Origin of the sequence: Pseudomonas sp. NPDC078416 (assembly GCF_050268485.1) — a bacterium.
Lineage (GTDB): Bacteria > Pseudomonadota > Gammaproteobacteria > Pseudomonadales > Pseudomonadaceae > Aquipseudomonas.
Genome location: NZ_JBNNGV010000047.1, coordinates 1 through 26,268, shown reverse-complemented (window position 1 = coordinate 26,268; position 26,268 = coordinate 1). Strand labels below are relative to the sequence as shown.

Sequence of the window (26,268 nt, the reverse complement as noted above, 5' to 3'; positions counted from 1 at the left end):
GCGGAGTGGGCCGAGCGGCATGGATGCCGCGAGAGCGCCGTCAGGACATGGATGTCCGTTCGGCGCGGGCCCACGGAGCGTCGTCGGAGTGAGGGAACCCTGAGGAACGAAGGGCCAAACCAGGAGCAGGCACCCTTGGTTACTTGGGGTGCTTTTCCAAGTAACTCGCCGAAGGCGAAACAGTCTGCCCCTAGGCAGACCGCCGTAGACCTTGACCTTGATCTTGATCTTGATCTTGATGTAGCTCTAAGGACGAGTCCCCTCTCTCACGGCATCCCCAACCAGTTCGGCAGCGCCAGAGAAATGAAGGGCACGTAGGTCACCAGCAGCAGGAACACCAGCAGGATCGACAGCCATGGCAACGCCGCGCGAATGGTCTCGCCCAACGTCAGGCCAGTCACCGCAGACGTCACGAACAGATTGAGCCCCACCGGAGGATGGACCAGTCCGATCTCCATATTGACCACCATGACGATGCCCAAGTGAATCGGGTCGATGCCGAGTTTCATCGCGATCGGGAAAAAAATCGGCGCCAGGATCAGGATGATTGCCGAAGGCTCCATGAAGCTGCCGGCGACCAGCAGCACGATGTTCACCATGATCAAAAAGCCGATCGGGGTAAGGCCTTCGGAGATGACCCACGCCGTGATCTGCTGCGGAATCTGCTCCGTCGTCAGGACGTGGGCGAAGAGCATGGCGTTGGCGATGATAAACATCAGCATGATCGACAGCCGGCCGGATTCCAGCAGCACTTTCGGGCAATCCTTGAAACTCATGTCCTTATAGACGAACAACGCGATGAACGCCGAGTAGACCGCCGCCACCGCCGCCGCTTCGGTCGGGGTAAACATGCCGCTGTAGATGCCGCCGAGGATGATCACCAGCAGCATCAGGCCCCAGAACGCGCGTTGCGCGGTGTGCAGCCATTGGCGGAAGGTCACCCGTGGCTGGGCCGGGAGCTTTTTGACCCGGGCGACGATGTAGATTACCACCATCAGGATCACGCCAAGCAGGATCCCGGGCACCACACCGGCAATGAACAGCTTGCCGACCGAGGTCTCCGTGGCAGCGGCGTAGACCACCATCACGATAGAAGGCGGAATCAGAATCCCCAGCGTACCGGCGTTGCAGATGATCCCGGCGCCGAACTCTTTCGGATAACCGGAGCGCACCATGCCGGCCACGGCGATGGAACCGACCGCCGCCACCGTGGCAGGTGAGGAGCCGGACAACGCCGCGAACAGCATGCACGCCAGCACCGCCGCAATCGCCAGACCGCCGCGAATGTGGCCGACGCAGGCATTGGCGAAATCGATCAGCCGCTGCGCGACCCCGCCGGTGGTCATGAAGGCGCCGGACAACAGGAAGAACGGAATCGCCAGAAAGGTGTAGCTGTCGGAGGTTTCGAAGAGCTTGATCGCCAGCGAACTTAACGAGTCCGGGCTGAACAGCAGGATCGAAACGGCGCCGGCCAAGCCCAGGGAAATGGCGATGGGCACGCCCAGGAACATGAAAACGAATAACAGCAGGAACAGACAGATAACGGTCATCAGTGCTGCTCCTCGGCAGGATTGGCCAGCTTGCTCGCTTCAGCCGCTTCGTCGGCCAGACCCAACCCTGTCTGCCGGTGCGTCCAGATGCGGTAGAAGATTTCCAGGTAGCGAGCGATCACCAGGCCAAAGCCGATCGGTACGATGACCGTGATGTACGCGACCTTGATGCCGAACCGATCGAGGTCTTCCGCACCGATGCCGGCCACGAACAGCGCCGACACCCACTTGTAGCTGGCGATGAGGAACAATCCGGCGTACGCCAGGCAGCAGGCGCACGCCAGCAGGGCGAGCACCCGCTGGACAGGCTTGCTGGTCTTCTTGACCAGCGCGTCCACGCCCAAGTGGCCGGCGGTACGAACGCCGTAGGAAATGCCGAAGAAAATCAGCCAGCCAAACAGGGCTTTGGTCAGCGATACGCTCCAGGTCATGCTTTGGGCGTAACCCATCAGGTGGTCGCCGATGCCCGCGAAGAAGTCGCTGCTGACGGCCCATTGATCGCTGAGGGAATAAAACACGGTGTAGATGTTGTTTAACGCCACGTAGACGAAAGTCACGAGGGTCATGGCAGCCAACAGGAAAGCGATGATGCCCTCCTCCAGATGCTCCCAGAGTCGCGTCAGCGGGTGCATAAGCATTCTCCGAACGAAGCCGAACGTAGCCGGGTGTAGAGACGGCCATGGAGGCGGACACGCATAAATCAGGTGGCCGCCGGGCCGTCACGGTCTGTATCGAGAAACGACTGGAGGGCTCAAGGCGCCTTGTTCGACTCGTCGGCAGCCTTGATCAGGTCGGCACCGATTTCTTCGGAGAATTTGTCCCAGACCGGCTTCATGACGTCACGCCATTTGGCGCGCTGCTCGGGGGTCAGCGTCACGATTTCGCTGGTCTTGGCGTCGATGATTTTCTGCTTGGCCGTCTGGTTCAGCGCTTCGGCCTGCTTGTTCACCTCAACCGAGACCTGATCCAGGATCTTTTGCAGTTCGTCACGCACGTCCGCCGGCAGGCCGTTCCAGAACTTGGAGTTGGTGATCACCATGTAGTCGATCAAGCCATGGTTGGACTCGGTGAAGAACGGCTGCACCTCATTGACCTTCTGGCTTTCGTAATTCGACCAAGTGTTTTCGGTGCCGTTGACGGTGCCGGTCTGCAGGCCCTGATAGACCTCGGCAAAGCTCATCTTGCGCGGGTTGGCATGCAGGGCGACGAATTGGGCCTCAAGCACGCTGGACGCTTGAACACGGAATTTCAGGCCACGGGCATCTTTGGGTTCAACCAGTTTTTTGTTGGCGGACAGTTGCTTCAGCCCGTTGTGCCAATAGGCCAGACCGTGAATGCCTTTATCGTCCATCGAGGTCAGCAACGCCTTGCCCTGGGGACCCTGCTGGAAGCGGTCGACGGCAGCGAGGTCGTTGAACAGGAACGGCAGGTCGAAAATCTGCACTTTCTTGGTGTACTGCTCGAATTTCGCCAGGGACGGCGCCAGCATCTGTACGTCGCCGAGCAGCAGGGCTTCCATTTCCTTGCCGTCGCCGAACAGCGAGGAGTTGGGGTAGACCTCGACTTTCACTTTGTCTTTCAAGGCCGGGTCGGCCGCGACCATTTTCTGGAAGAGCAACGCACCCTGCCCCTTTGGCGTGTTTTCCGCCACCACATGGGCGAACTTGATCGTGATCGGGTCAGCGGCCTGTGCAAGGCTGGCCACAGACACTGCGGCCGCGCAGAAAAGCGCTTTGGTCAGCTTCAACATCGATATCACCTTCTTATTTTTGTATGAACTTATGTTGGCAGGAGCAGGTTGAGCCCATGAGCATAGTGCAACTCCACCATGACGAAGCCCCGGTGTTTAGAGAATCTGCTTTTGTGAAAGCCGGCGTTCATCAGAGACGAACGCGATCAAAGCCGCTGACGGGTGCGACAAAGCCCGACTCATCCCGCCGCCATTGCCAGCAGACGCTGAGCCCGCAGCAACACTGGCGCGTCGACCATTTGCCCGTCCAGCTGAAAGGCACCCGCACCATGGGCAGCTGCGCTGGCTTTTACCACCTTTTGCGCCCAGCTCAGGTCATCAGCGCTGGGGGCCAGGGCGGCATGGATCACCGGCACCTGCGCAGGATGGATGCACAACGCGCCGCCATACCCCATGTCGTAGGCGTGGCGAATGGCGCGGTGCAAACCCTTTGGGTCGCCGATGGCCGGGTGCACGCCGTCCAGCGGTGGCAACAGGTCTGCGCCCCGTGAATGCAGTTGCACCGACATCCGCGCCTGATCGAGAAACATCTGCGCGGCGTGGGTGCCGCTGTTGAGGTTCAGATCCAGCGCCAGGTCGAGCCCGCCAAACGACAAACGCTCGACACCCTCGGCATGGGCGATCTGCTCGAGGGCCAGCAAGCCCTTGGCGCTTTCGATGATCGGCAGAACCGGTTTGCCGGTCTGCCACACCGCCGCGACGTGAGCAGCAGTCTCGACTTTCGGCAGCAGCACCCCGGCGACGCCCGCGTGCTGCCGGCAAAACGCCAAGTCGTCGGCATGTTCGGCATGACTCGGCGCATTGACCCGCACCCACACGGAGGCTTGCGGGTTGCCGTTCAAGAACGCCGCAAGATTGTCCCGGGCCTGGCGCTTGAGGGGTTCCTCGACGGCGTCTTCGAAATCGACGATCACCGCATCGGCGCCCGCCGCCAGCGCCTTGGCAAAACGGTCGGGGCGACTGCCGGGAACGAACAGTGCGGAGCGAATGGTGGGTTGTGGCATGGTTGAAGCTCCTGAAAAAAGGTTGTCAGCCCGACGCTGTGGGCGCTTGCTCGCAATGACTGCATTCCATCCGCTAAAGCTGTGGCGGATGTTGCAGCCACTTCGCGGGCAAACGCGCGCCTACAGTTGCGGGGGGCGAAGGCGAATCCGCGCGGCAACGGAGAGCTTCAGACCACTCCGCCCGCCGCCATCCGCGCCTGGTCTTCAGCTGAAAACCCCAGCTCGCCAAGAATGCTGCCGGTGTGCTGGCCCAGGCCCGGCACCCCGTCCATGCGCGGCGTGAACGCGGTGTTATGGCCCGGCGGCAGCAGCGACGGCAGCCGGCCGGACGGGCTGTCGACTTCGCGCCAGCGATCACGGGCCTTGAGCTGCGGATGGTCCCAGACGCCTTGCATGTCGTTGACACGCGCGTTGGCGATCTGCGCGTCTTCCAGACGGGCCACCACGTCATCGACGCTCAATGAGGCGAAGCCGTCGACGATGATCTGCCGCAGCGCCTCGCGGTTTTCCGAACGCTTGAAATTCGCTGAAAAGCGCTCGTCGATGGCCAGCGCCGGATCAAGCAGGACCTTCTCGCAGAACAGCGCCCATTCCCGCTCGTTCTGCAGGCCCAGCATGATCGTGCCGCCCCCGCTGGTGGGAAACGGCCCGTAGGGATAGATCGTCGAGTGGGACGCACCGGCCCGCGGCGGTGGCGGCGCGCCGTGGTAGGCGTAATACATCGGGTAGCCCATCCACTCCACCAGACTTTCCAGCATGCTCACGTCGATGCGGCTGCCTTCCCCGGTTTTGTCACGCAGCATCAGCGCCGACAGAATCCCGGTGTAGGCGTACATGCCGGCGGCGATGTCGGCGATGGAGCAACCGGCCTTGGCCATCTCGTTTTCGCCCGGGCCACCGGTGACCGATAAAAAGCCGCCTTCGCTCTGGATCAACAGGTCATAGGCCTTCTTCTTCTCGTAAGGCCCGCCTTCGCCGTAGCCGGAAATGTCACAGACGATCAGGCGCGGAAAGCGCTCATGCAACGCTTCGAATGACAGCCCCATGCGAGCAGCGGCGCCGGGCGCCAGGTTCTGCACCAGCACGTCGGCCTTGCCCAGCAGCGACTCCAGAATGTCGCCGGCCTCGTCCTGCTTGAGGTCCAGGGTCAGGCTTTCCTTGGAGCGGTTGGTCCAGACGAAATGCGAGGCCAGGCCGTCGACACGCTGGTCGTAGCCACGGGCAAAATCGCCGACGCCGGGGCGCTCGACCTTGATCACGCGGGCGCCCAGATCCGCCAGTTGCCGGGTGCAGAACGGCGCGGCGATGGCGTGCTCGAGACTGACGACGGTGATGCCGTCCAGAGGACGCGGGGGTTGTTGAGTCATGTTTCTAAACCTCTTCATATTCCCTGTAGGAGTGAGCTTGCTCGCGATAGCATTTTGTCAGTCAGGGCTGATGGTTCTGACACACTGCAATCGCGAGCAAGCTCACTCCTACAAGGGTTGGCGTTCGCCTTAAATCAAATTGACCAAATCCTGCGCATCGCGCAGCTGCCAGACCCGCTGGATCAATGCCGTGCCCTGCTCCACCGTGCGTGCGCCGGAGAACGCCAGCAGTCGCTGAACCTTGTCTTCCAGTTCTGGCCGCGACAGGGTGTTGCCCGGGTCGCCCTTGGGCTCATCGATGCCCGCGCTAAGAGTGCGGCCATCGGTGGTGGTGACGATCACCCGACCCAGCCAGCGCGCCGGATAAGCACCATCCACTTCCGGGTCCAGCTCCATCGTGACCTTTTCGCGGAAGGCGGCGACGTCGGCATCAGTCAAAGCCAGGTCGCGGAATTCGATCAACTGCGCGCTGCCGTGAACCGCGATCAGCCCGAGTACCGCGCCCATGGAAAACTTCGCCTGATGCACGGTCTGCGGCACGTCGACCCGACCCAGCACATCGATAGCCCCTTGATGAACCCGCGTGACCACCTTGGCGATCTGCTCATGGCGCAAGCCTTCGCGCTGCATCAGGTGCAGCAAGGCATCGGCCGCCGGGTGCGTGTGGCGGCACGAAGCGTGAAACTTGAACGAGGTCTCGACCAACGCCCAGCGGCTGCCGAGGCGATCGGACAGCTTCGCCGGATCGCTGTCGCTGGACATCCCTGCGGCCATGCCCTGATCGCCTTCGAGAATATTCCGTGCGCCAGTCAGGCCGTCTTCGGTGAGGTACGCCGCCAGCAGGCCATCGGCCGCAGCCTTGGCGGTGTGCAGCTGTTTGGAGTCGGCTGCGTCACGGAGAAACTCCCACAGCCCGGCGGCCTGGGTGCCCGCCGTGCCCAGCAGATTGATGAACTGCTCCTTGTCGAAATTCAGCAGCTTGCCCACGCCCACCGCCGCAGCGAGGGTGCCGACCGTCGCGGTGGTGTGGAAGATGCGGTAGTGCGAACGGCCCATGAATTCGCCGATGCGGATGCCGGCTTCATAACCGGCGACTGACGCCAGCAATAAATCCTGGCCGGTTTTGTCGAGGTCCTGGGCCGCTGCGAGCACCGCCGAGAACACCACCGTCGCCGGGTGCAGCACTGAGCTGTTGTGCAGATCGTCCTGCTCGACCAGGTGCGACGACGCGCCATTGACCAGCGCGGCGAAGTACGCCGAGGTGCCGCGACCGCTGACCAGAATTTTCGCCTTGCCCTGCTGTGGGCCCATGCGTTCGGCGTAGCGTTCGAACAGCGGAATCGGCCGGGCGCCCTGGCTGGCCAGCGCCGAGCCGATCCAGTCGAGGAACAGGTCTTCGGTACGGTCCAGCACAACGCCGGGAATTTGCTCGTAGGTCAGCTCGGCGAGGAAACCCGCCAATGCCTGGGTGTGGCTCATTTCGGCGTCCTCAGAAACTGCGTGGCAGGTCGAGCAAGTGCTCGGCGACGTAGGAAAGAATCAGGTTGGTGGAGATCGGCGCGACCTGGTACAGACGGGTTTCGCGGAATTTGCGCTCCACGTCGTACTCGCAGGCGAAGCCAAAACCGCCGTGGGTTTGCAGGCAAGCGTTGGCCGCTTCCCAGGATGCTTTTGCCGCGAGGTATTTGGCCATGTTGGCGCTGGCACCGGCGTTCTTGCCGCTGTCGTATTCCTCGCAGGCACGCCAGCGCATCAGGTCCGCGGCTTCGATTTCGATGTGCGCTTCGGCGATGGGGAACTGCACGCCCTGGTTCTGCCCGATCGGGCGGCCAAACACCACGCGATCACGGGCGTAGGCCGCCGACTTCTCAATGAACCAGCGGCCGTCGCCGATGCATTCGGCCGCGATCAGGGCACGCTCGGCGTTGAGGCCGTCGAGGATATAGCGGAAGCCCTTGCCCTCCTCGCCGATCAAGCTGTCTGCCGGCAGTTCGAGGTTGTCGAAGAACAGCTCGTTGGTCTCGTGGTTGACCATGTTGGCGATGGGCTGAACGGTCAGGCCGTTGCCGATGGCATCGCGCAGGTCGACGATGAAGATCGACATGCCTTCGGACTTTTTCGTCACTTCGGCCAGCGGTGTGGTGCGCGCCAGCAGGATCATCAGGTCGGAATGCTGCACGCGGGAGATCCAGACCTTCTGGCCATTGATGACGTACTTGTCGCCCTGCTTCACCGCCGTGGTCTTGATCTTGGTGGTGTCGGTGCCGGTGCTCGGTTCGGTCACACCCATGGACTGCAGGCGCAATTCACCACTGGCGAGCTTGGGCAGGTAATAACTTTTTTGCGCGTCGCTGCCGTGACGCAACAGGGTGAACATGTTGTACATCTGGCCGTGCACGGTGCCGGAATTACCGCCACAAGCGTTCACTTCTTCGAGGATCACCGAGGCTTCCGCCAGGCCCAGCCCGGAGCCGCCGTATTCTTCAGGGATCATCGCCGACAGCCAGCCTTCATCGGTCAGCGCCTTGACGAAGGTTTCCGGGAAGCCCTTTTGTTCATCGATCTTGCGCCAGTATTCGGCCGGAAACTGCGCACACAGCGCGCGCACGCCGTCACGGATGGCATTGAGGTCTTCGTTTTCGTAAGGGTTCATGGTGTCCACTCGCATCGGCCGGCGCCCATAGGGTCAGCGCGCCTGGCTGTATAAAAGAAGGGTTCAGTCAAAAAAGACTTCGGCGCTCTGGGCGACGCCGGCATCATTGCCGGCCCACAGCTGCGCCTTGCCCGGCTCGACCACTCGCCCGCCCACGCGGAACGCAGCAGGCACGTTCAACGGGCGCACGCCGCGATAGGCGAAATGCCGCACGCGCTTGTCGGGGTTGGCGCGAATGAACGCGCGCAGGTTGAAGGTGGCGATCATCGGCCCGTGCACGACCAGGCCGGAATAGCCTTCGGTGTCGGTGACGTAGGGGTAGTCGTAGTGAATGCGGTGGCCGTTGAAGGTCACGGCCGAATAGCGGAACAGCAGCGTCGGCGTCGGCTCGATGACCTCGCTCCACTCGCCCTGTTCTGGCGCGTCTCCACTGTTGAGCTTTGGCGGATTGGGTTCGCGGTAGACGATGTCCTGCTCCTCACGCACACACAACTGGCCGTGTTGCGAGTAGTCATGGCGCACGGTCACGAACAGCAGTGACCCGGTACGGCCGTGCTTCTCTTCGATGTGCAGGATCGTCGACAGGCGATGGGCGTCAGCGCCGACGTGCAGCGGCTGAATGAACGCGACGCGGCCACCGGCCCACATGCGATTGCGATTGTCCGCCGGGGGCAGAAAGCCGCCGCGGGCCGGATGGCCATCAGCGCCGAGTTGTGCTTCGAACACCGGCTCCTGGAAAAAACACCACTGCCACAGCGGCGGCAATGCATCACCCACGGCGGGGGTGGGCTCGCCAAAGGTGGCCGCGATGCGCTTGATCAGGTTAACGCCCAGATGATCCTGGGCTTCTTCGGTGCGGCCAATCCAGGCGGTGAAATCCACGGGTGACGCTGCAGCGCTCATGGGCGGGAACCCTCAGGGTTTGTTGTTATGGCCCGATCATGGAAGTGCGCCGGCATTCTGAGAATCCGCATTTGCGTATAGCGGCGTTCGGGTATGCTGAACGCCTTCTGCAACGTCCGGGCACCCACCATGCATTTCGATCTGGCTGACTTGCGCCTCTTCATTCACATCGGCGAATCACCGAGCCTGACCCAGGGCGCGCGCCGGGCATTTCTCTCCCCTGCCGCTGCCAGCGCGCGAATCAAGGCACTGGAAGGCCAGTTGGGCACACGCCTGTTGTACCGCGACAGCCGTGGCGTCGAACTGACCCCCGCCGGCCAGCGCCTGCTCAAACACGCGCGGCTGATCATGAGCCAGGTGGATTACCTGAAAAGTGAGTTCACCCGCTACGGCACCGATTCGGCCGGGCACATTCGCATCTTCGCCAACACCACCGCCGTCACTGAGTTTCTGCCTGAAGTGCTGGCCGGCTTTCTGGCGAAACGGCCCGGCGTCACCGTGGACCTGCAAGAGCGCCTGTCCCGGGACATCGTGCGCGGCGTGCTCGACGGCAGCACCGACATGGGCATCATCGCCGGCCCGGTGGAAGCGGCGGGTTTGCAGGTCATCCACTTCAGCACCGACCGGCTGGTACTGATCGTGCCGGTGGGCCATGAGCTGGCAGCGGAAAAAAAAGTCACGTTCAAGCAGACCCTGGCGTTTCAGCACATCGGCCTGCACGAAGGCAGCACGTTGCTGAGTTTTCTGCGCGATCACGTTGAGCGGCTCGGGCAGAGCCTGTCGCTGCGGATTCAGGTGTCGAGCTTCGAGGCCATTTGCCGGATGGTCGAAGCCGGGGTGGGCATCGGGGTGATCCCGGAGTCGGCGGCGTTGCGGCACAGCCGGACGATGGAGCTGGTGACCATCGAACTCGACGAGCCGTGGGCGGTGCGCGAACGGAGCATCCTGGTCCGCGAACTGGACGCCCTGCCGGGGGTGGTCAGGGCGTTGATATCGGTGTTGCTGCCTGCGCCCGAAGCTGAAACCGAGCCCGCGACGCCCGAAGCGTAATCAGATCCAGACGTCGTTCTGCGCGGTGCGCTCGTTGGTGTCGCTGCCGGTGTTGATGACGCCGCTGGGCTCGATCAGCATCAGCTTCACTTCCTTCTCGGCGTAAGGTTTGTGCTCGACGCCCTTGGACACGACATACAGCTCGCCCGCATTGAGCTCGACGAAACCGTCGCGAAAATCGATGCGCAGACAGCCTTCGAGCACGATGAAGGTTTCGTCGGTGTCGGCGTGGCTGTGCCAGAGAAACTCCCCTTCCAGCCGCGCCAGCTTGAACTGGTAGTCGTTCATCTGCGCGATGACTCTGGGCTGCCACTGCTCGGTGAACAGGCTGTATTTCTGGGCGAAATTGATGGGGGTGTGTTGAGTGGTGGACGTGGACACGTGGGCGGCTCCGACAAGTTTGATGTGGGGCCAATCTAGAGCGCGGGGGTGGGTGGGGTCTTGTACGTTATTGCACGGTTCAAGGTGCATCCGTTCTGCAGCACTGGACAGTCGCGGCCGCATGGATTCGTAAGAGCCGGCTTGCTGGCGAACCCGGTTTGACTTTCACTGCTGCAGCGTCTGACCCAACGCCTTCGCCAGCAAGCCGGCTCCTACAGTGCAACGGCGTACATTCAGTGGGACCGGCTTTAGCCGGGAAGAGGCCGGTGTGTACGCCATCCGTTCTGCAGCATTGAATAGCTGCGGCCGCATGGATTCGTAGGAGCCGGCTTGCTGGCGAACCCGGTTTGATTTTCACTGCTGCAGCGTCTGACCCAACGCCTTCGCCAGCAAGCCGGCTCCTTGTGCAATGGCGTACATTCAGTGGGACCGGCTTTAGCCGGGAAGAGGCCAGTGCGTACGCCATCAGTTTCGCGGTGTAACGCATTCCCGGCTGAAGCCGGTCCCACAAGGTGTGTTTAGTCCCCTTGTGCGCGCGCCGCCAGCATCTTCAACCACCGCCCCGGCGGGTAGCCGAAGGTCTTCACGAAATGCCGCGTCATGTGGCTCTGGTCGGAAAACCCCGCCATCACCGACGCATCGCTCAGCGACACGCCCAGGGATATCGAATGACGCACCAGGTCCAGCCGGCGCAGGGTCAGGTAGCGGTAAGGCGTGGTGCCGAACAGCACGCGAAAATCCCGCGACAGGCGCCAGCGATCGGTGTCGCTGGCCTGTTCCAGATCGGTCAGGCTGACGCCTTGTTCCAGACTGGCCATGAGCATTTCCCGCGCACGTTGCGCGCCGGCGTAATTAACGGTCTGGCGGCCCTTGCGCACACCGGCGGCCGCTTGCAGGGCGATGGCGAGGTCGTAGATCGCGTCGTCCAGTTCGAGAGGACCCAGGCCGTTATTCAGGTCGGAAAGCAACGCCTGCGTCGCCCTGAACAGGCGCGGATCATTGGACGCCCCGCCCTTGATGAACGGCAGCGGCTTGCCACCAAGGACCTGCTGAATCATCGCAGGCTCCAGATAGAACATCCGATAGCGAAAGCCGTCTTCGGTCCCGGCATGGCCGTCATGGGCTTCGTCGGGGTGCAGCACCATCGTCTGCCCCGGGAGGTTGTTGACCTGTTCCTTGCCGTACTGAAAGCTCTGCACCCCCGACATCGTGTGGCCGATGGCGTAGGTGTCGTGACGGTGCATCTCGAAACCGTGCCCGTGAAAATACGCCTCGATGCGCTCGATTTGCGGCAGTGGCGCGGCACGCAGCACCCAGTCCCGGGCGGAATGGGTCAGGTGGGCGTCTTCGTCTGCGTGTGTGTCCATCGGCAGCGCTCGCGGCAGTGGACGGCAGGTGCTTTGAGAGGACACCGGCCGCGCTCATGAAAAAGGGCTAACCGGGTTGCTTGAGCAGCGCCGCCGATGCATTGGACGCATGCACCGCCGGTGGCTTCTCGCGAAGCAAATTCTGAATTGCCTGGCTGTACGCCTCGCGCCCCAGGTTCATGCTGTTGTTGTGGTTGCCGCCCGGCACCATCAGCAAATTCTTCGGCTCCTGTGCAGCGTCGAACAGTGCCTCACTGAAACGTGGCGCGACATACTGATCCGCCGTGCCATGCACGATCAGCACCGGCATGTGCACGTCGGCGATCTTGTCGATGGAGTCGAATTTCTGCGAGACCAGCCAGCGCACCGGCAACGAGGTGCGTTTGCTGGCGATGGAGGACGCGACGTCGGCGAGGTTGGTGAAGGTCGATTCGATGATCAGGCCCCGCGCCTGAATCGGCCCGTTGTCTTTCTGCGCATCCCGGCCCAGTTCGGCGGCGAGGTCGACAGCCACGGCGCCACCCAGCGAATGCCCGTAGATCAGGCGCTTTTGCGGGTCGGGCTGTATTTGTTTCAGGCGCTCCCAGGCAATGCGCGCGTCTTCATACACCGACGCTTCCGACGGCAACTGGCCCTTGCTCTGGCCGAAGCCGCGGTAGTCGATGGCGAGGATGGAAAACCCGAGGGCGCGCAGTTGTTCAATGCGAAACAGCTGGCCGGTAAGGTTCCAGCGCGAACCATGCAGGTAAAGGATGGCCGGGGCGTCTTTCTTTTCCGAAGGCCACCACCAGGCATGGATATTCTGCCCGAGGCCAAACGATGGTCCCTTCAGCTCAAGCTCTTGCACATCGGAAGGCAGGCCCTGGTACCAGCTCGCCGTGCCGGGCTCGATCATGAAGACCAGTTCCCGCTCCTTGTGCTGCAAGGCCGCGCAACCGACAGGCAGACCGACGACGATCATCAGCATGCACAGCCAGAAAAACCAGCGGGCCTTGAGCCGCGCCAGGGAGAATGTTCGCATTGAAAAAAGTGTCCGGTGCAGAGGTGGGTGCGCCGGCAGTTTGCCACTCATTGGCGGGGTGGGTCCTGCTCTTTTCGCCGAAAGGCTTCTGTCGAAAGGCCCGCGCCAAACCGGGGACGGTGCCCCGCGATGGTCAGCGCCCGGTCCCACCCCGCCCGGCAGAATCAGTAACCCGAGCCCGACGCCGCCGCGCCACTGACGATCGCGATCCCGGAGCTGGTGCCCAGTCGCGTTGCGCCAGCCTCAATCATTGCCACCGCCGTTGCGTAATCGCGCACGCCACCGGACGCTTTCACGCCAACGCCCTGCCCCACGACCTTGCGCATCAAGGCGACGTCTTCCAGGGTCGCGCCGCTGCGGCTGAAGCCGGTGGAGGTCTTTACGAAGGCGACGTTGAGGTCACGGCAGATCTCGGCGGCGCGGGTCTTCTGCGCGTCGTCCAGCAGGCAGGTTTCGAAGATGACCTTTAGCGGCACCGCACCACAGGCGTCTTTGACAGCGGCGATGTCGTCGCGCACCTCGTCGAACAAGCCGTCCTTCAGCCAGCCGATGTTCAGGACCATGTCGATCTCGCCCGCGCCGGCCGCGATGGCCTGCCTGGCCTCAAACGCCTTGGTGTCGCTCAACCCGGCGCCCAGCGGAAAGCCGACCACGGCGCAGACCTTGACGGCCTGGCCTTCCAGCAACGAGGCGGCATAGGGCACCTGGCCAGAATTCACGCACACCGAATAGAATCCGTGCTCCTGCGCCTCGCGGCACAGGGTTGCGATCTGCTCGCGGCTTGCGTCGGCGGCCAGCAAGGTGTGGTCGATGTACTGGGCGAGTGCTGCGGGTTCGATCTTCATGGCCAATCGTTTCCTGATAGTAAGGCGGTAACCAGCGACACGCTTTAAGCTTCATGCCTGAGCGCATCATTTTATGTTGTAAATATAACAATGAATGTTATTTTTTTACCACATCCATTCGACAATCGGAATGCCCGTGGACAGTAAAAAATCCGACCGTATCAAGCTGATCCAGCAAGCCCTGCAAGATCAGAAGGCCATTCACCTGAAGGAAATGGCCGCCCTGCTGGACGTTTCGGAGATGACCCTGCGTCGCGACCTGACCCGGCACCCCGACAAATTCCATCTGTTGGGCGGGCACATCACCCTGGCGTTTGATCCGTCGGAGGCGAGTGATTACAAGGTCACCGAGCAGGACACCCGTCACGTTGAGGAAAAGCGCCGGATCGGCAAGTTGGCCGCCGCGTTCATCCAGCCCGGCGACACGGTGTTTTTCGACTGCGGCACGACGATCCCTTTCGTCATCGACTTCATCCCGGACGAGCTGGAATTCACCGCCGTGTGCAACTCCCTCAACGTCCTGCTCAAGCTGCAGCAGAAACCCAACTGCTCCATCGTGCTGTGCGGCGGCACCTTTCATCGCAAGAATCAGGTGTTCGAACACCACAGCGAGGCGACCATTCTGGATGGCATCCGCCTGACCTGGGCATTCGTGTCCGCGGCCGGGGTCAGCGACGAGCTGGGTGTGACCTGCTTCAACTTCAACGAAGTGGAGGTGAAGCAAAAGGTCCTGCGCCAGGCCCGGCACTGCATGCTGCTGGCCGATCATTCCAAGTTCGATGCCGTGCGCACGGCGCATTTCGCGACGTTGCAGGCCTTTCATGTGGTGGTGAGCGACAAGAAGCTGCCGAAGGTTTATCGGGATTTGATTGAGGGGTATGGGGCGCGTTGGGTGGTTTGAGCAACACGCCACCTTGTTTTGGCGAGCGTCGAATCTGTAGGAGCCACCGGTGTGGCGCTCCTTTTGCTGGCGAACGCGACCTGTCTGTCAGCGGATGCGCAACTGTCCCACCGCGTTCGCCACTGTCGTAACCTCCGGCAGCTCCTACAGGGACCGCGCAACCGCTCGACACTTGGGCAAAAAATAGGCCGTCAGCGTTTCTAATCCGCTTCCAGCTTCTGCACTTCTTCAGCCCCCAGATACCCCGTCGTCACGCTGAATGACGCGCTCTCCCCTGCGCCCAACTGGCGCACATTGCCTTTGGCCTTTTCCGCCAGATAACCCTCGGGCTCACAGGTCGCGGGCAACACAAACGCGGCCACCTGCTGATCGGCGTTATGCAGAATCCACCGCGCTGCATGGTCGAACTGCGCCGGCTGATAACGTGTGTAAAACGCCGGACCTTCAGGGTGCTTGAGCAGGAAATGCGCGTTGCCCTGTGCATCTGCCTGCACGCCGTCGAAGAAGCAGACGATCTCCGGGTCGTACAACTCGGGCGTGCTCAGGCTGTCCAGCCGCGACGGGTCTTGCGTCAGCTCGGCCATGTACGCCGACCACGCCGGCGTCGGCTTGACGTGGGCCGGCACGCTGCTGCGAACCCGCGTGCGCGCCATGCCCAATGGCTCGACGAAACGTCCGCCGTCGACGTAGGCGTAATTCATGTGGGCCATGTACATCAGCTCCATCGGCTTGCCGGCCAGGTTGCGCACGTCCATGCCGATGTCGAACAGCGCCGAACCCGGGCGCAAGGTCACGCTGGGCCTGGCGCGGTAGTGGTCGCCAAAGCCCATCACGTATTCGTACTCGCCGCCGATGCGCAGAAACGCGCCGCCCGCGTCCTCGCCGATTTCCAGCCAGGCGCTGTCCATCGGCGCGCAGGGCATTTCGCCATGCAACGGATGATCGTCTTCCGGCGTCGGGCAGCCGTTGCGCAAAATCCCGCTGTGGAACATGAAACAACCGTAGGTGCCAATCACCGTCGGGCTCGGGCGCGGTTGCTCGAACATGTTGCGCATGGTCAGGTCGCAGCCATCGAACACCGCTGACCAGACCATTTGCCCCTGATACGGCAGCACCACGACCCGACCGCGATCATTTTCCAGCGCCAGGGCTTTCACGCCGCTGGGATACGTCCAGGCCAGCACCCTGAAGTCCGAGGACGACAGCAACGTCTTTTCGTCGCCGCTGAACAGCTCCGGGTACAGCGCAATCGTGGTTCGCTTTTCAGCCGTTCTCATGATGCCGTCACCGCGCCCACCGGTGCCTGGGCCGGCAGCGGATCACGCATGCACTTGATGGCATAAGCGACGATCGCCACGAAGCACAGCAGCGGAACGGTGTAGGCGATCTGCATATTGCCGCCGGTGGCGTCGGAAAGCAGGCCCTGGAAGATCGGCATCACGCCGCCGCCGACAATACTCATCACCAGCAGCGAACCGCCGACGCCGGTGTCCTCACCCAGACCGTCGATGGTCAGGCCATAAATGGTCGGCCAGCACGGGCCCAGGAAAATACTCACACCCACCGCCGCATACACCGCGCTGATGTTCGGCACCAGAATCGTGTAGGCCAGCAGGACGATGGCCAGCACGCCGTAGATTGCCAGCACCTTGGCCGGGGACATTTTGCGCATCAGCAGGTTGGCGACCATCTTGCCGACGAAGTACGCGGCGAACGTGGTCAGCAGGAACCACGAAGCGCTGCGCTCGTTCATCCCGCCCATCTGCATCGCCAGGCGAATGGTGAAACTCCACACGCCCACTTGGGCCCCGACGTACAGGAACTGCGCCAGCACGCCGAAGGTGAAGCGCGGGTTGCGCCACAGACGCGACAGGCTCTGGCCGATGCTGCTCGATTTGACGTTGGCCGTGACCTTGCCCTTGCACGCCGGAAACTTGGTGAACGCGATCAGCACGAACATCAGCACCAGCACCGCGATCATCCATTTGTACGGCAGCAGCGTGGACTGAATCATCTGCAATTGCTGGACGGCTGCTTCCGAGGCGCTCATCTGCGTCAACTGCTCGCGGGTGGCGTCGGTGTCCTTGAACATCACGAAGCTGCCCACGTACACGCCGGTCATTGCGCCGAACGGGTGGAAGGTCTGGGAAATGTTCAGGCGACGGGTGCCGGTTTCACGCGGGCCCATCAGCGTCGAGTAGGTGTTGCAGGCGGTTTCGAGGAAGGCCAGGCCGGCGGCGATGACGAACAGCGCCATCAGGAACATGCCGTATTTGGCCATCGACGCGGCGGGGAAGAACAGCGAGCAGCCCGCCATGTACAGCACCAGGCCGATGAGGATGGTGGTCTTGTAGCTGAAACGTCTGACGACCATCGCCGCCGGAATCGCCACGAAGAAGTAACCGAGGTAGAACGCCGACTGCACGAAGGAGGTCTGCACATCGCTGAGCAGGAAGGCTTTCTTGAAGTGCGCGATGAGCACGTCGTTCATGCTCGCGGCCGCCGCCCACAGCGCGAAGCAGCAGCACAGCAGCAGGAAGGCAAACCACGGCGTGCGGTTCAGGTAGAACCCGTCCGGTGATTGTTGGAGCGCGGGCTTTGTCATTGTTGTTCTCCGGGAAGTACAGGAAATACCCCGCCTCGCCGATCAACCGATCGACAGGGCGCGGCGGCTCAAAGGGTGTCGAGAAAGTGGCTGAACGCGGCAGCGTCCGGGTAGGAACTCTGGGTGCCAAGGCCGGTGACCGAGCAGGCGGAATAGGCCACGGCACGGGTCATGGCGTTGCGCATGTCGCCGTCTTCGCTCCAGTGGCGGGCAAAGCAACCGATGAATGCGTCGCCTGCGCCGGTGGTGTCGCGGGCATCGACCTTGATGCCTTCGACGCGGAATTCGCCTTCTTCGCCGACGTACAGCGCGCCCTTCTCACCGAGGGTGACGATGACGTGACGAATGCCGTCCTGCACCAGTTGCCGGGCGGCCGCGCGGGCTGATTCCACCGAGTCGATAACATGGCCGGTGACCAGCGCCAGCTCGGTTTCGTTGGGAATGAAGAAGTCCAGCTGCGACAGGTGCTCGCGGCTCAAGCCCTTCACGGCAGGCGCCGGATTGAGCAGCACCGGAATGCCGTTGGCCTTGGCGAATTCGATGGCGTAGTAGACGGTTTCCAGGTCGATTTCCAGTTGCAGCACGATGAGCGTGCAGTCGCGCAACGCGGCCTGGGCAGCGTCGATGTCCGCCGGTTTCAGGTGCGCATTGGCGCCTTTGACGATGAGGATGCTGTTGTGGGAATCGCTCTGCACGAAGATCGGCGCGACGCCGCTGGACACGCCGGGAACGCGCTGGACGAACTGGGTATCAATGCCGTAGCGCTTGAAATTGGCCAGGGTGTTGTCGGCGAACATGTCGTCGCCGACTTTGCTCAGCATCAACACGTCAGCGCCTAGCTTGGCCGCTGCGACGGCCTGATTGGCACCCTTGCCGCCGCAGCCCATGGCGAAATTCGGTGCTTCGAGGGTCTCGCCCTGCGCCGGCATCCGGTCGATGTAGGTGATCAAATCCACCATGTTGCTGCCGATGACCGCGATCTTGTTCATGTGTGTGAGTACCTTGTTCACGCGCTGGGCCCGAAAGATGAGCCACCGTCGCGGTTTTATTTTTGTTATTTAAATAACATTTTGTGTGACTATTCAACCTATTTCTTCGGAGCAAGACACGCGGTTTGTTGTCCTGGTCAGAAAGCACTACCCGAAAGCCTGTGTTAAGCATTGAGGCAGAGGGATCGCCGCCACTGGTCGTACAGACCACGGATTCGCGCAAACGTTTGCGATGAGGGAATTTATTGCGGGGACATAAGCGGGAGTGAAGCGTGTGCGACAAGAACGCGCGATGTAAAAGTGGCAGATTTTGCTGGCGCTTCGCGCCAGATCGCGGGCAGCGCGCTCCTACAAAGAGCGCGATAAACGAGGCAAGCGATAGCGTAGCTTTTGATTCTGGCCGAAGGCCGTAGGAGCGCGCTTGCCCGCGAAAGCGTCAGTCCAGGCGACGCAGTTACATCAGCAGCTGCAACTACATCAGGAAATACAGCAACAGAATATTCGCCACCAGCATCGCCAGCGCAGTGGGAATTTGCGCTTTGATCACGGCGTACTTGTCGGGCAATTCCAGCAACGCTGCGGGAATCAGGTTGTAGTTGGCCGCCATCGGCGTCATCAGCGTGCCGCAGTAGCCCGAGAACATGCCGATGGCGGCCATGACCGCCGGATTGGCGCCGTACATGCCCACCAGCACCGGCACGCCGATCCCGCCGGTCATCACCGGAAACGCCGCGAAACCGTTGCCCATGACGATGGTGAACAGCGCCATGCCCAGCACGTACACCACCACCGCGACCAGACGAAAATCCAGATTGATATAGGCCGTGGCCAGGTGAGCCACGGCCTTGCCGACGCCCGCGTCGTTGAACACCAGGCCGAGCATCGCCAGCATCTGCGGCAGCACCAGCGCCCAACCCAGTGCTTCGGTCAGGCGCCGCGATTCGCGCATGGCCTGCACCGGCGTGTCGCGGGTCAGCCAACAGGCCAGGGCCAACGCCACCAGACTGCCAATGCCCAGGGACACGAACGTGCTGTTGGCCGGGTCCAGCAAAAAGACGTCGCCAAACTTGATGTTCTTCAGCAGCACCGCGCCAATCACGGTGACCAGCGGAATCGCCAGCGCCGGAATGAACAGCTTGTTCTTCAAGCGCCCTGCACTCTCCCGCCGCGCCCGGTCATTGAGGTTCTCATGCTGACCAAAACCCACGCCACCGAAGCCGGCGATTACCGCCATGACGATCACGCCGACGCCGACCCACACCGGTGGCAGCTTCTCGCCGACCAGAAACGCGATGGCGAACAGGCCCCAGAACAACCCCGTGGTCCAGCGTTTGGGGTTGGTCCGATCGACAGCGGTCATGAACGCGGTGATCCCCAGAATCACGCCCGCCAGCCAGTACAGGTATTGAATGGAAATGATCATCGCGCCAGCTCCTTGTCGACAGCGGAGGCCGGCGGCAGCGCCGTCAATTCACGGTTCAGGCGCTGATCGAAACGGTGCAGGCGGATGGCGTGGATGACGAACGCGGAGATCGCTGTCGGTATCCCCCAGAACGCGATGTGCATCGGGTCGACATCGATACCGGAGCCGAGCAAGAAGGTGTGCATCAACGCAATCGCACCGAACGCGACGAAGATGTCTTCACCGAAGAACAGCCCGACATTGTCGGTTGCCGCGCACAACGCCAGCAGCTTGATGCGCAACGCCTCGGGCAGCTTGCCAAAACGCGATTCCGCGGCGCCCTCGGCCATGGGCGCGAGCAACGGCCGCACCATCTGCGGGTGACCGCCAAGGCTGGTCAGGCCAAGGGCGGCGGTGGTTTCCCGCACGAAGAGGTACGCGATCAACAGGCGTCCGGCCGTGGCACCGGTGAACCGGGCGATCCAGTTCTGCGCATGCAACCGCAGGCCGTGGCGTTCGAGCAAGCCGATCACCGCCAGCGGCAGAAGGATGATCAGCGGCAGCGTGCGGGTCTTGATGAAGCCCGAGCCGATGGTCGCCAGAATGGTTTCCAGCGGCATGCTCGCGGCAAGGCCGGTGGCCAGGGCGGCGAGCGCCACGACCAGCATGGGATTGAAACGCAGGATGAAGCCCAGAACGATGACCAGCACGCCAAGCAGCGGCCAGAGGTTGATAGCGGTTTGCATGATGGGGTTCTCGTTGGCAGTGGCGGTACCTTGCTGGGGCACGAATGAGGAACGTGTTCGAGAAACGAGCGGTGGCAGCACTTATGCTCAAGGCCAGGCTCAGTCCAGGCTCAACGAAGTCACAGTGCCGCTGCCCCATGGCACCGCAGTCACGCCGGGGCGTCCAACGGGAAAAACCCGCTATGACCCATAAGATTTTCTGTTGCCGGGGTGGCATGCAACCTGCTGTTCCAGTGCTCAGTCTGCACAGGTCGTGCCTGTAACGCTGTGACGCTCCCCCCTCATCCCGTAAGTGCGCCGGCGCTCAATTGCTCAAGGAAATCCCTCGGTGAATCTCAAGTTTCTGGAAACCTTCGTCTGGGTCGCGCGGCTGAAAAGCTTTCGTCTGACGGCGGAAAAACTCTTCAGCACCCAGGCCTCCATCTCCAGCCGCATTGCCGCGCTGGAGGAGGAAATGGGCGTGCGGCTGTTCGTACGGAACTCCAGGGGCGTGTCGCTGACCCAAGAGGGTCTGCGCGTGCTCGAATACGCCGAACACATCATGGACACGATGCAAAGCATGAAGGCGGCGATAAAGGACCCGAGCCAGGTGCGCGGCCGAATCCGCATCGGCGCCATGGATACGGTGATACACACCTGGCTCAGCCCGTTGGTAACACGCCTGATGAAGTGTTACCCGAACCTGGAAATCGAGCTCACCGCCGAGACCGCCAGCAACCTCTGCTCGCAGCTGGAAAAGGGTTATCAGGACATCATTTTCCAGACCGACGTGCTGCGTTTCGACAGCGTGCGCAACGCGGTGCTGGCGCGCTATCCCCTGCGCTGGGTGGTGCCGACCGGTTCGGCGTTCGACCGCCCGGACGTGACCCTGGAAGAAATCGCCGAAGCGCGCATCGTCACGTTCTCGCGCAATTCGCGGCCGCATCAGGACATCCTCAACATGCTGCACACCGCCAACATCGTCACGCCACGGATCAACTGCGTGAACTCGGCGTCAGCCATTACCCGGCTGGTGCGCGACGGCTTTGGCATCGGCGCGCTGCCGGTGACGCTGGTCCATGGCGAACTGGCGCAAGGTGCGTTGACGCTGATCGAGAACGTGCCGCTGCCGCCGTTGATGGACATCGTCGCCAGTTGGCGCACCGGCGCGGGCATGGAGCTGGTGGAGGACATCGTCGGCCTGACCCGCGAGGTGGTGAACGCCTTCGCTCAGGAGATGCCGGCGGGTTTTGTCCTGGAAGGAAGTCAGGATTAGACCTGCAGCTGTAGGATCGTGGCTTGTCCCGCGATCCGGGACGCGGTCACCGTCATAGCTGGCGCCGGAATCGCCTGATAAGTCAGATTGACCCATGTGCTGCCGCTTCGCAGCAGATCGCGGGACAAGCCACGCGCCTACAGTGGATTGCGTTCGACGCGGATTTTGGATGCGGGTACGAAATTGTAGGAGTGAGCTTGCTCGCGATGGCAGTGTGTCAGCCGACATTAATGTCACAGGCCCGCCGCTTCGCGACCGTCGTAACCTCCGATTGCTCCCACAGGAGATGTGCGTTCGATGCGGATATTGGAGGCGAGTAAGAATTTGCGTTCGACGTGGATTTTGAATGAGGGTAAGAAACTATGGGAGCGAGCTTGCTCGCGAAGGCATTTTGTCAGTCAGCTTAAATGGCGCTGACCCACCGTATTCGCAAGCAAGCTGCCGCAACTGTAGGAGCGTGGCTTGTCCCGCGATCTGCCGGGAACCGGCAGCAAATCCGGCTGACGCAGTGCTCCAGATGCACCGCGTTTAACAGGTTTACGACGGGTTCCCCGCCGATCGCGGGACAAGCCACGCGCCTACAGGGCAGGGTCGCAGCGGCAAGATGCAGCCGCTTTCAATAGCCCCCCCGCCCCTCCAGCAAGGTATCCAGCAGCCACGTTCCCGCCGGGCCCAGGCTTTTTTGCCGGGACCAGATCACATCGACCGCCGAGCTGCGCGGCCAGCCCGGCACGGTGAGTTCCTTCAACCGGCCCTGACCGCAGGTGCTGACCAGCCAGCGCGGCAGTGCCGACCAGCCGAATCCGAAGATGGCCATGTCCATCAACAACAGGTAATTGGGCGCTGACCAGCTACGTCGCGCGCCGCTGGGCAGGTCGTCGGTGGGCACGCTCTCGTCGACGATGGTGTTCAGGCGCAACGCCCGATGCTTCGCCAGATGACGGTAATCGACGGCCTCCTCAGCGGCCAGCGGGTGGTGGTGGGACACGAAAATGCCGAAGTCCGCGCGCTCGACGATGGTCGCGTAACCCACCTCCGGCGGGTACGAAGCCTGGGCCGACAGCAAACCCAGGGATGCCCGGCCCGTCTGGATCAGGTTGATCGCGTCGCCGTGTTCGGCAAACACGCACTCCAGTTCCAGCTCCGGGAAGCGCTGATCGAGCTCTGTCATGCGCGCCTGGAATTCAGCGAACTGGTTGGCGTCGGACAGCACCAGCGTCAGGCGCGGCTCCATCCCTTCCACCAGACGCCCCGCCGCGCGGCGCAGTGTGTCCGACGCTGCGAGCACATCCTCGATGCGCCCCTCCAGCGCCCTGCCCGCTTCGGTCAATGCCGGATGGCGGGTTGAGCGATCAAACAGCTCGACACCAAGATCGATCTCCAGTCGCGAGATGGCCTCGCTGATGGTCGACTGGCTCTTGCCCAGGCGACGTGCGGCGGCGCTGAACGAACCCAGCGCGATGGTCTGGGCGAACGCTTCGAGTGCTTCGGGGGAATAGCTCACGGGTGAATACCTCTGAGGAGCATGCGACGTCGCCATCGGTTTTTCCGATGGGACCGATTTTCACTCTAGCCCATCGCGCCCCGACAATGCACACCTGCCCCGAAAAAGTGATCATCCCCATGCCTCTGCACACCCTGACGTCCAACAAGACCAAGAAGCCGGTCGTTGCGACCAAGTCCCTCAGAGAGCGCGCCTTCCATGCGCTGCTGTTCGAGCTCATCGGCGTGCTGATGTTCGCGCCCGGGCTGGCCTGGGTGCTCGGCCAGTCCATCGGCAAGATGGGCGCGATGACGGTGATGATTTCCACGGTCGCCATGCTCTGGAACATGGTGTTCAACGCCGGGTTCGACCGTCTGCGGGCCCGATGGGGTTTCGCCCTCAATCTCAAGGCGCGGGCGGTTCACGCCATCAGCTTTGAAGTGGGGCTGGTGTTCATGGTGGTGCCGATGGTGGCGTGGTGGCTGTCAATCAGCTTGCTGGAAGCCTTCGTGCTGGACATTGGCCTGTTGCTGCTCTTTCTGCCGTACACCATGCTGTTCAACCTGGCGTATGACCGGATTCGCGAGCGCCTGCTCGCACGTCACCAGCCGTGCGCCGCGGATCGATAACGGCGCAATTGGTCTCCCTTAAAGCGCCTTGATTGGCTATTCGACGGGCCGCAGCGCGGGCGTAACATTTCGCCACGTCCAGCGGCTTCCGCCGGCCACTTTGAAGAGAGCACCCACCATGAACAACCGAATCAACTGGGCCCAGAAATCGCCGGAAGCCTACAAAGCCATGGTCGGCCTGGAAACGGCGCTGAGCAAATCCGGGCTGGACCATTCGCTGCTGGAGCTGATCCGTCTGCGCGCCTCGCAGCTCAACGGCTGTGCCTATTGCGTCAACATGCACGCCAATGACGCACGCAAGGCCGGCGAAACCGAAGCCCGTTTGCAGACCCTCAGCGTGTGGGAAGAGACCGAATTCTTCACCGAGAAGGAAAAAGTCGTACTCGCCTGGGTTGAAAGCCTGACGCTGCTACCCGTACACCGTGCGCCACAGCATCAGTACGAAGCACTGCTCACGCATTACAGCGAAGCAGAAGTGGTCAGCATCACCCTGGCCGCCGCCACCATCAACGCCTGGAACCGCTTCGGTGTGGGCTTTGCGATGATGCCGAGCTGATTCCCATCATCCGCGGGCAAGCGCGCTTACATGCTGGTTTCGATCAAACCACGATTGCCCCGTAGGAGTGAGCTTGCTCGCGAAGGCTGCGTGTCAGACGCCAGAGATGCAACGTAGCAACGGCTCTTCGCGAGCAAGCTCACTCCTACAAAGAGGCATGAAGCGGCGATAAGCATTACACCCGCAAGAACCGCCCGCTGACCGCCACACCCAGCAGCATCACGGCGATGATCATGAACGCTACGCCGAGGCTGCTAAGGTGGGCGACAAAACCGATACCGGCCGGCCCCATCAAGATGCCGATGTAACCCAATGTGGTGATCGCCGGCACCGCCACGTTCTCCGGCATCGTTTTCTGCCGACCGACCGCGCTGTAAAACACCGGCACGATGTTGGAACAGCCGATCCCCACCAGCGCGTATCCACACAGCGCCGCTTGCCAGACCGGAATCAACGTGGCGACGGTCATCCCCGCAGCCGCGCACAGCCCGCCAAACAGAATGATTTTGTGCACCCCGAGGCGCCGCACAATCGGATCGCCGCACAGACGCCCGATCGCCATGGCCAGCGCGAACACCGCATAACCGAACCCTGCATAAGACGGTTCGACACCACGCTGGGCGCTGAGGAACACGGCACTCCAATCAAGCATCGCGCCTTCGGTGAGGAACACCGTGAAGCACATCAACCCGATGAACAGCACCACGCCCCGGGGAATCGCAAACGCCGGACCGCCCGGCTCGCTGCCATAGGGCAACAAGTGGGGCGCGGCTTTGTAGAGCGCGAGGGCGATGAACAGCGCGACGATGGCCATCGCCAGCCACGGCCAGACGCCCACGCTCAACAACGCCGATACGCCTGCCGCGCCCATAATCCCGCCGCAACTGAACAGGCCGTGAAACCCGGACATCATGGTCTTGCCGCTGGCCCGCTCGACGATGATCGCCTGAATATTGGTCACGCACCCCAGCGCGCCCATGCTCGCGCCGTAGACAAACAGCGTGGCGACCATCAGTGGAACCGAGCTGAGGGTCGCCAATAAAGGCAGGCACACACAGGCGATGACGCCCGTCATCACGATCAAACGCCGACAGCCATAACGCACCGTCATTGCCCCGGCCAATGGCATGGACACGATCGAACCAATGCCCAGGCACAACAGCAGCAACCCGAGGCCGGCGTCATCCAGGCCAAGACGGCTTTTCGCATAAGGCACCAGCGGCGCCCAGGCCGACATGCTGAACCCGGTGACAAAAAAAGCGATCCGCGTCGAAAACTGCTCCAGCCGCCCCGGTACCACAGGCGCTGCGGTGCTGATGGAAGTCATTGCCGCTCCCTTGAAAACAGCGGCCCGTCATGGCCCGCCTCGGCACCAGCCTAACAAAGGTTGAAACAATGCCGAAGAAGGCATGTTGAAGGGAATGGCCTCAGGAACGCCTCAATCGATCTTCAAGACACGGACGCGGAGCGTCAAAGGATGCATTCCCACGCGGAGCGTGGGAACGATCAACATGCTTCAGTGGGACCGGCTTCAGCCGGGAAGAGGCCTGTGTGGTCGACATCCATTTTGCGGCGAGACGCTCGACGCCTTCCCGGCTAAAGCCGGTCCCACTAAAAAGAAACCGCGCGCACCAGTAGGACCGGCTTCAGCCGGGAAGCCTTTGATCTGCTCTTGATCCGCTTTTGATCTTGATCTTCGTACACAGAAAGTCCAGACACCACCAATCGCGACTTGGGTGCAGGCTGAACGCAGGTCTCGCTCCGTGGGCCGAGCGGCATGGATGCCGCGAGAGCCGCCCCCCGCCATGGAT

Annotated in this window: 24 protein-coding genes; 5 read left to right on the top strand and 19 right to left on the bottom strand. The window is 62.1% G+C overall.

Annotated features, from left to right (window positions below):
* Window positions 1-266: 266 nt before the first annotated feature.
* From dctM to ACQKEN_RS24260, 8 genes are all read right to left on the bottom strand, one after another.
* On the bottom strand, window positions 267-1,550 hold the full coding sequence (gene dctM / locus ACQKEN_RS24295; protein ID WP_427689352.1) for a C4-dicarboxylate TRAP transporter large permease protein DctM: 1,284 nt from the start codon (window positions 1,548-1,550) through the stop codon (window positions 267-269).
* Window positions 1,550-2,182 (bottom strand): TRAP transporter small permease, encoded by a 633-nt coding sequence (locus tag ACQKEN_RS24290; protein ID WP_427689351.1) that lies wholly within the window; start codon window positions 2,180-2,182, stop codon window positions 1,550-1,552. The genes dctM and ACQKEN_RS24290 overlap by 1 nt, the downstream gene beginning before the upstream one ends.
* A 119-nt stretch (window positions 2,183-2,301) precedes the next feature.
* Window positions 2,302-3,300 carry a TRAP transporter substrate-binding protein gene (locus tag ACQKEN_RS24285; protein WP_427689350.1) on the bottom strand — a complete coding sequence of 333 codons (999 nt, stop codon included), beginning with the start codon at window positions 3,298-3,300 and terminating at the stop codon, window positions 2,302-2,304.
* Between the two features lie 179 nt (window positions 3,301-3,479).
* Window positions 3,480-4,304 carry an HpcH/HpaI aldolase/citrate lyase family protein gene (locus ACQKEN_RS24280; RefSeq protein WP_427689349.1) on the bottom strand — a complete coding sequence of 275 codons (825 nt, stop codon included), beginning with the start codon at window positions 4,302-4,304 and terminating at the stop codon, window positions 3,480-3,482.
* A 167-nt stretch (window positions 4,305-4,471) separates the two neighbouring features.
* Window positions 4,472-5,671, bottom strand: coding sequence for a CaiB/BaiF CoA transferase family protein (locus ACQKEN_RS24275; protein ID WP_427689348.1), 1,200 nt, complete (start codon window positions 5,669-5,671; stop codon window positions 4,472-4,474).
* A 129-nt stretch (window positions 5,672-5,800) separates the two neighbouring features.
* Entirely contained in the window at window positions 5,801-7,150 is a 1,350-nt protein-coding gene (locus ACQKEN_RS24270; protein ID WP_427689347.1) for an MmgE/PrpD family protein, read from the bottom strand.
* 10 nt (window positions 7,151-7,160) lie between these two features.
* Complete coding sequence (locus ACQKEN_RS24265; RefSeq protein WP_108120261.1) at window positions 7,161-8,324, bottom strand: acyl-CoA dehydrogenase family protein; 1,164 nt, start codon at window positions 8,322-8,324, stop codon at window positions 7,161-7,163.
* 63 nt (window positions 8,325-8,387) lie between these two features.
* A complete protein-coding gene (locus ACQKEN_RS24260) occupies window positions 8,388-9,227 on the bottom strand; it encodes an FAS1-like dehydratase domain-containing protein (RefSeq protein WP_427689346.1) in 840 nt (279 codons plus the stop codon).
* Window positions 9,228-9,356: 129 nt separating this feature from the next.
* Between ACQKEN_RS24260 and ACQKEN_RS24255 the strand changes: the two genes are divergently transcribed.
* Window positions 9,357-10,277: a LysR family transcriptional regulator gene (locus tag ACQKEN_RS24255; RefSeq protein ID WP_427689353.1), complete on the top strand. Its 921-nt coding sequence runs from the start codon at window positions 9,357-9,359 to the stop codon at window positions 10,275-10,277.
* On the opposite strand, the gene ACQKEN_RS24250 is transcribed toward ACQKEN_RS24255, so the two are convergent.
* The 4 genes from ACQKEN_RS24250 to deoC all read right to left on the bottom strand — a co-directional run bounded on the left by ACQKEN_RS24250 (window position 10,278) and on the right by deoC (window position 13,891).
* Window positions 10,278-10,658, bottom strand: a complete 381-nt coding sequence (locus ACQKEN_RS24250; RefSeq protein WP_427689345.1) for a cupin domain-containing protein — start codon at window positions 10,656-10,658, stop codon at window positions 10,278-10,280.
* Between the two features lie 518 nt (window positions 10,659-11,176).
* The gene (locus tag ACQKEN_RS24245) at window positions 11,177-12,025 is read right to left on the bottom strand and encodes an AraC family transcriptional regulator (protein ID WP_427689344.1); all 849 of its coding nucleotides are present in this window, start codon (window positions 12,023-12,025) and stop codon (window positions 11,177-11,179) included.
* A gap of 67 nt (window positions 12,026-12,092) precedes the next feature.
* Complete coding sequence (locus tag ACQKEN_RS24240) at window positions 12,093-13,046, bottom strand: alpha/beta hydrolase (RefSeq protein WP_427689343.1); 954 nt, start codon at window positions 13,044-13,046, stop codon at window positions 12,093-12,095.
* 164 nt (window positions 13,047-13,210) lie between these two features.
* Window positions 13,211-13,891 carry a deoxyribose-phosphate aldolase gene (gene deoC / locus ACQKEN_RS24235; protein ID WP_427689342.1) on the bottom strand — a complete coding sequence of 227 codons (681 nt, stop codon included), beginning with the start codon at window positions 13,889-13,891 and terminating at the stop codon, window positions 13,211-13,213.
* Between the two features lie 130 nt (window positions 13,892-14,021).
* On the opposite strand from deoC, the gene deoR reads away from it, so the two are divergent.
* A complete protein-coding gene (deoR, locus tag ACQKEN_RS24230; RefSeq protein WP_427689341.1) occupies window positions 14,022-14,792 on the top strand; it encodes a DNA-binding transcriptional repressor DeoR in 771 nt (256 codons plus the stop codon).
* 200 nt (window positions 14,793-14,992) lie between these two features.
* Here deoR and ACQKEN_RS24225 read toward each other — a convergent pair whose 3' ends face one another.
* The 5 genes from ACQKEN_RS24225 to ACQKEN_RS24205 all read right to left on the bottom strand — a co-directional run bounded on the left by ACQKEN_RS24225 (window position 14,993) and on the right by ACQKEN_RS24205 (window position 20,534).
* Window positions 14,993-16,069 carry an aldose 1-epimerase family protein gene (locus tag ACQKEN_RS24225; protein ID WP_427689340.1) on the bottom strand — a complete coding sequence of 359 codons (1,077 nt, stop codon included), beginning with the start codon at window positions 16,067-16,069 and terminating at the stop codon, window positions 14,993-14,995.
* A complete protein-coding gene (gene fucP, locus ACQKEN_RS24220) occupies window positions 16,066-17,397 on the bottom strand; it encodes an L-fucose:H+ symporter permease (protein WP_133776975.1) in 1,332 nt (443 codons plus the stop codon). The genes ACQKEN_RS24225 and fucP overlap by 4 nt, the downstream gene beginning before the upstream one ends.
* Window positions 17,398-17,465: 68 nt before the next feature.
* Complete coding sequence (rbsK, locus tag ACQKEN_RS24215) at window positions 17,466-18,386, bottom strand: ribokinase (RefSeq protein WP_427689339.1); 921 nt, start codon at window positions 18,384-18,386, stop codon at window positions 17,466-17,468.
* A gap of 472 nt (window positions 18,387-18,858) precedes the next feature.
* Window positions 18,859-19,809 carry a DUF979 domain-containing protein gene (locus tag ACQKEN_RS24210; RefSeq protein WP_427689338.1) on the bottom strand — a complete coding sequence of 317 codons (951 nt, stop codon included), beginning with the start codon at window positions 19,807-19,809 and terminating at the stop codon, window positions 18,859-18,861.
* Complete coding sequence (locus ACQKEN_RS24205) at window positions 19,806-20,534, bottom strand: DUF969 domain-containing protein (RefSeq protein ID WP_427689337.1); 729 nt, start codon at window positions 20,532-20,534, stop codon at window positions 19,806-19,808. Before ACQKEN_RS24205 ends, ACQKEN_RS24210 begins: the two co-directional genes overlap by 4 nt.
* A 328-nt stretch (window positions 20,535-20,862) precedes the next feature.
* On the opposite strand from ACQKEN_RS24205, the gene ACQKEN_RS24200 reads away from it, so the two are divergent.
* Window positions 20,863-21,789 carry a LysR family transcriptional regulator gene (locus ACQKEN_RS24200; protein ID WP_427689336.1) on the top strand — a complete coding sequence of 309 codons (927 nt, stop codon included), beginning with the start codon at window positions 20,863-20,865 and terminating at the stop codon, window positions 21,787-21,789.
* Window positions 21,790-22,405: 616 nt separating this feature from the next.
* Here the strand turns inward: ACQKEN_RS24200 and ACQKEN_RS24195 are convergent.
* A complete protein-coding gene (locus ACQKEN_RS24195; protein WP_427689335.1) occupies window positions 22,406-23,293 on the bottom strand; it encodes a LysR family transcriptional regulator in 888 nt (295 codons plus the stop codon).
* Window positions 23,294-23,412: 119 nt separating this feature from the next.
* Between ACQKEN_RS24195 and ACQKEN_RS24190 the strand changes: the two genes are divergently transcribed.
* Both ACQKEN_RS24190 and ACQKEN_RS24185 read left to right on the top strand, forming a co-directional pair.
* The gene (locus ACQKEN_RS24190) at window positions 23,413-23,901 is read left to right on the top strand and encodes a multidrug/biocide efflux PACE transporter (RefSeq protein ID WP_427689334.1); all 489 of its coding nucleotides are present in this window, start codon (window positions 23,413-23,415) and stop codon (window positions 23,899-23,901) included.
* A 118-nt stretch (window positions 23,902-24,019) separates the two neighbouring features.
* Window positions 24,020-24,457 (top strand): carboxymuconolactone decarboxylase family protein, encoded by a 438-nt coding sequence (locus ACQKEN_RS24185; protein WP_427689333.1) that lies wholly within the window; start codon window positions 24,020-24,022, stop codon window positions 24,455-24,457.
* Window positions 24,458-24,632: 175 nt separating this feature from the next.
* Here ACQKEN_RS24185 and ACQKEN_RS24180 read toward each other — a convergent pair whose 3' ends face one another.
* On the bottom strand, window positions 24,633-25,784 hold the full coding sequence (locus tag ACQKEN_RS24180) for an MFS transporter (protein ID WP_427689332.1): 1,152 nt from the start codon (window positions 25,782-25,784) through the stop codon (window positions 24,633-24,635).
* Window positions 25,785-26,268: the final 484 nt, after the last annotated feature.

Coding starts and splice junctions, on each gene's coding strand:
- ACQKEN_RS24240 (WP_427689343.1), bottom strand. CDS start 13,046: ATGCGAACATTCTCCCTGGCGCGGCTCAAGGCCCGCTGGTTTTTCTGG.
- ACQKEN_RS24180 (WP_427689332.1), bottom strand. CDS start 25,784: ATGACTTCCATCAGCACCGCAGCGCCTGTGGTACCGGGGCGGCTGGAG.
- deoC (WP_427689342.1), bottom strand. CDS start 13,891: ATGAAGATCGAACCCGCAGCACTCGCCCAGTACATCGACCACACCTTG.
- deoR (WP_427689341.1), top strand. CDS start 14,022: ATGCCCGTGGACAGTAAAAAATCCGACCGTATCAAGCTGATCCAGCAA.
- ACQKEN_RS24280 (WP_427689349.1), bottom strand. CDS start 4,304: ATGCCACAACCCACCATTCGCTCCGCACTGTTCGTTCCCGGCAGTCGC.
- ACQKEN_RS24290 (WP_427689351.1), bottom strand. CDS start 2,182: ATGCACCCGCTGACGCGACTCTGGGAGCATCTGGAGGAGGGCATCATC.
- ACQKEN_RS24255 (WP_427689353.1), top strand. CDS start 9,357: ATGCATTTCGATCTGGCTGACTTGCGCCTCTTCATTCACATCGGCGAA.
- ACQKEN_RS24270 (WP_427689347.1), bottom strand. CDS start 7,150: ATGAGCCACACCCAGGCATTGGCGGGTTTCCTCGCCGAGCTGACCTAC.
- ACQKEN_RS24225 (WP_427689340.1), bottom strand. CDS start 16,069: ATGAGAACGGCTGAAAAGCGAACCACGATTGCGCTGTACCCGGAGCTG.
- rbsK (WP_427689339.1), bottom strand. CDS start 18,386: ATGAACAAGATCGCGGTCATCGGCAGCAACATGGTGGATTTGATCACC.
- ACQKEN_RS24275 (WP_427689348.1), bottom strand. CDS start 5,671: ATGACTCAACAACCCCCGCGTCCTCTGGACGGCATCACCGTCGTCAGT.
- ACQKEN_RS24265 (WP_108120261.1), bottom strand. CDS start 8,324: ATGAACCCTTACGAAAACGAAGACCTCAATGCCATCCGTGACGGCGTG.
- ACQKEN_RS24285 (WP_427689350.1), bottom strand. CDS start 3,300: ATGTTGAAGCTGACCAAAGCGCTTTTCTGCGCGGCCGCAGTGTCTGTG.
- ACQKEN_RS24205 (WP_427689337.1), bottom strand. CDS start 20,534: ATGCAAACCGCTATCAACCTCTGGCCGCTGCTTGGCGTGCTGGTCATC.
- ACQKEN_RS24190 (WP_427689334.1), top strand. CDS start 23,413: ATGCCTCTGCACACCCTGACGTCCAACAAGACCAAGAAGCCGGTCGTT.
- ACQKEN_RS24210 (WP_427689338.1), bottom strand. CDS start 19,809: ATGATCATTTCCATTCAATACCTGTACTGGCTGGCGGGCGTGATTCTG.
- dctM (WP_427689352.1), bottom strand. CDS start 1,550: ATGACCGTTATCTGTCTGTTCCTGCTGTTATTCGTTTTCATGTTCCTG.
- ACQKEN_RS24245 (WP_427689344.1), bottom strand. CDS start 12,025: ATGGACACACACGCAGACGAAGACGCCCACCTGACCCATTCCGCCCGG.
- ACQKEN_RS24260 (WP_427689346.1), bottom strand. CDS start 9,227: ATGAGCGCTGCAGCGTCACCCGTGGATTTCACCGCCTGGATTGGCCGC.
- ACQKEN_RS24185 (WP_427689333.1), top strand. CDS start 24,020: ATGAACAACCGAATCAACTGGGCCCAGAAATCGCCGGAAGCCTACAAA.
- fucP (WP_133776975.1), bottom strand. CDS start 17,397: ATGACAAAGCCCGCGCTCCAACAATCACCGGACGGGTTCTACCTGAAC.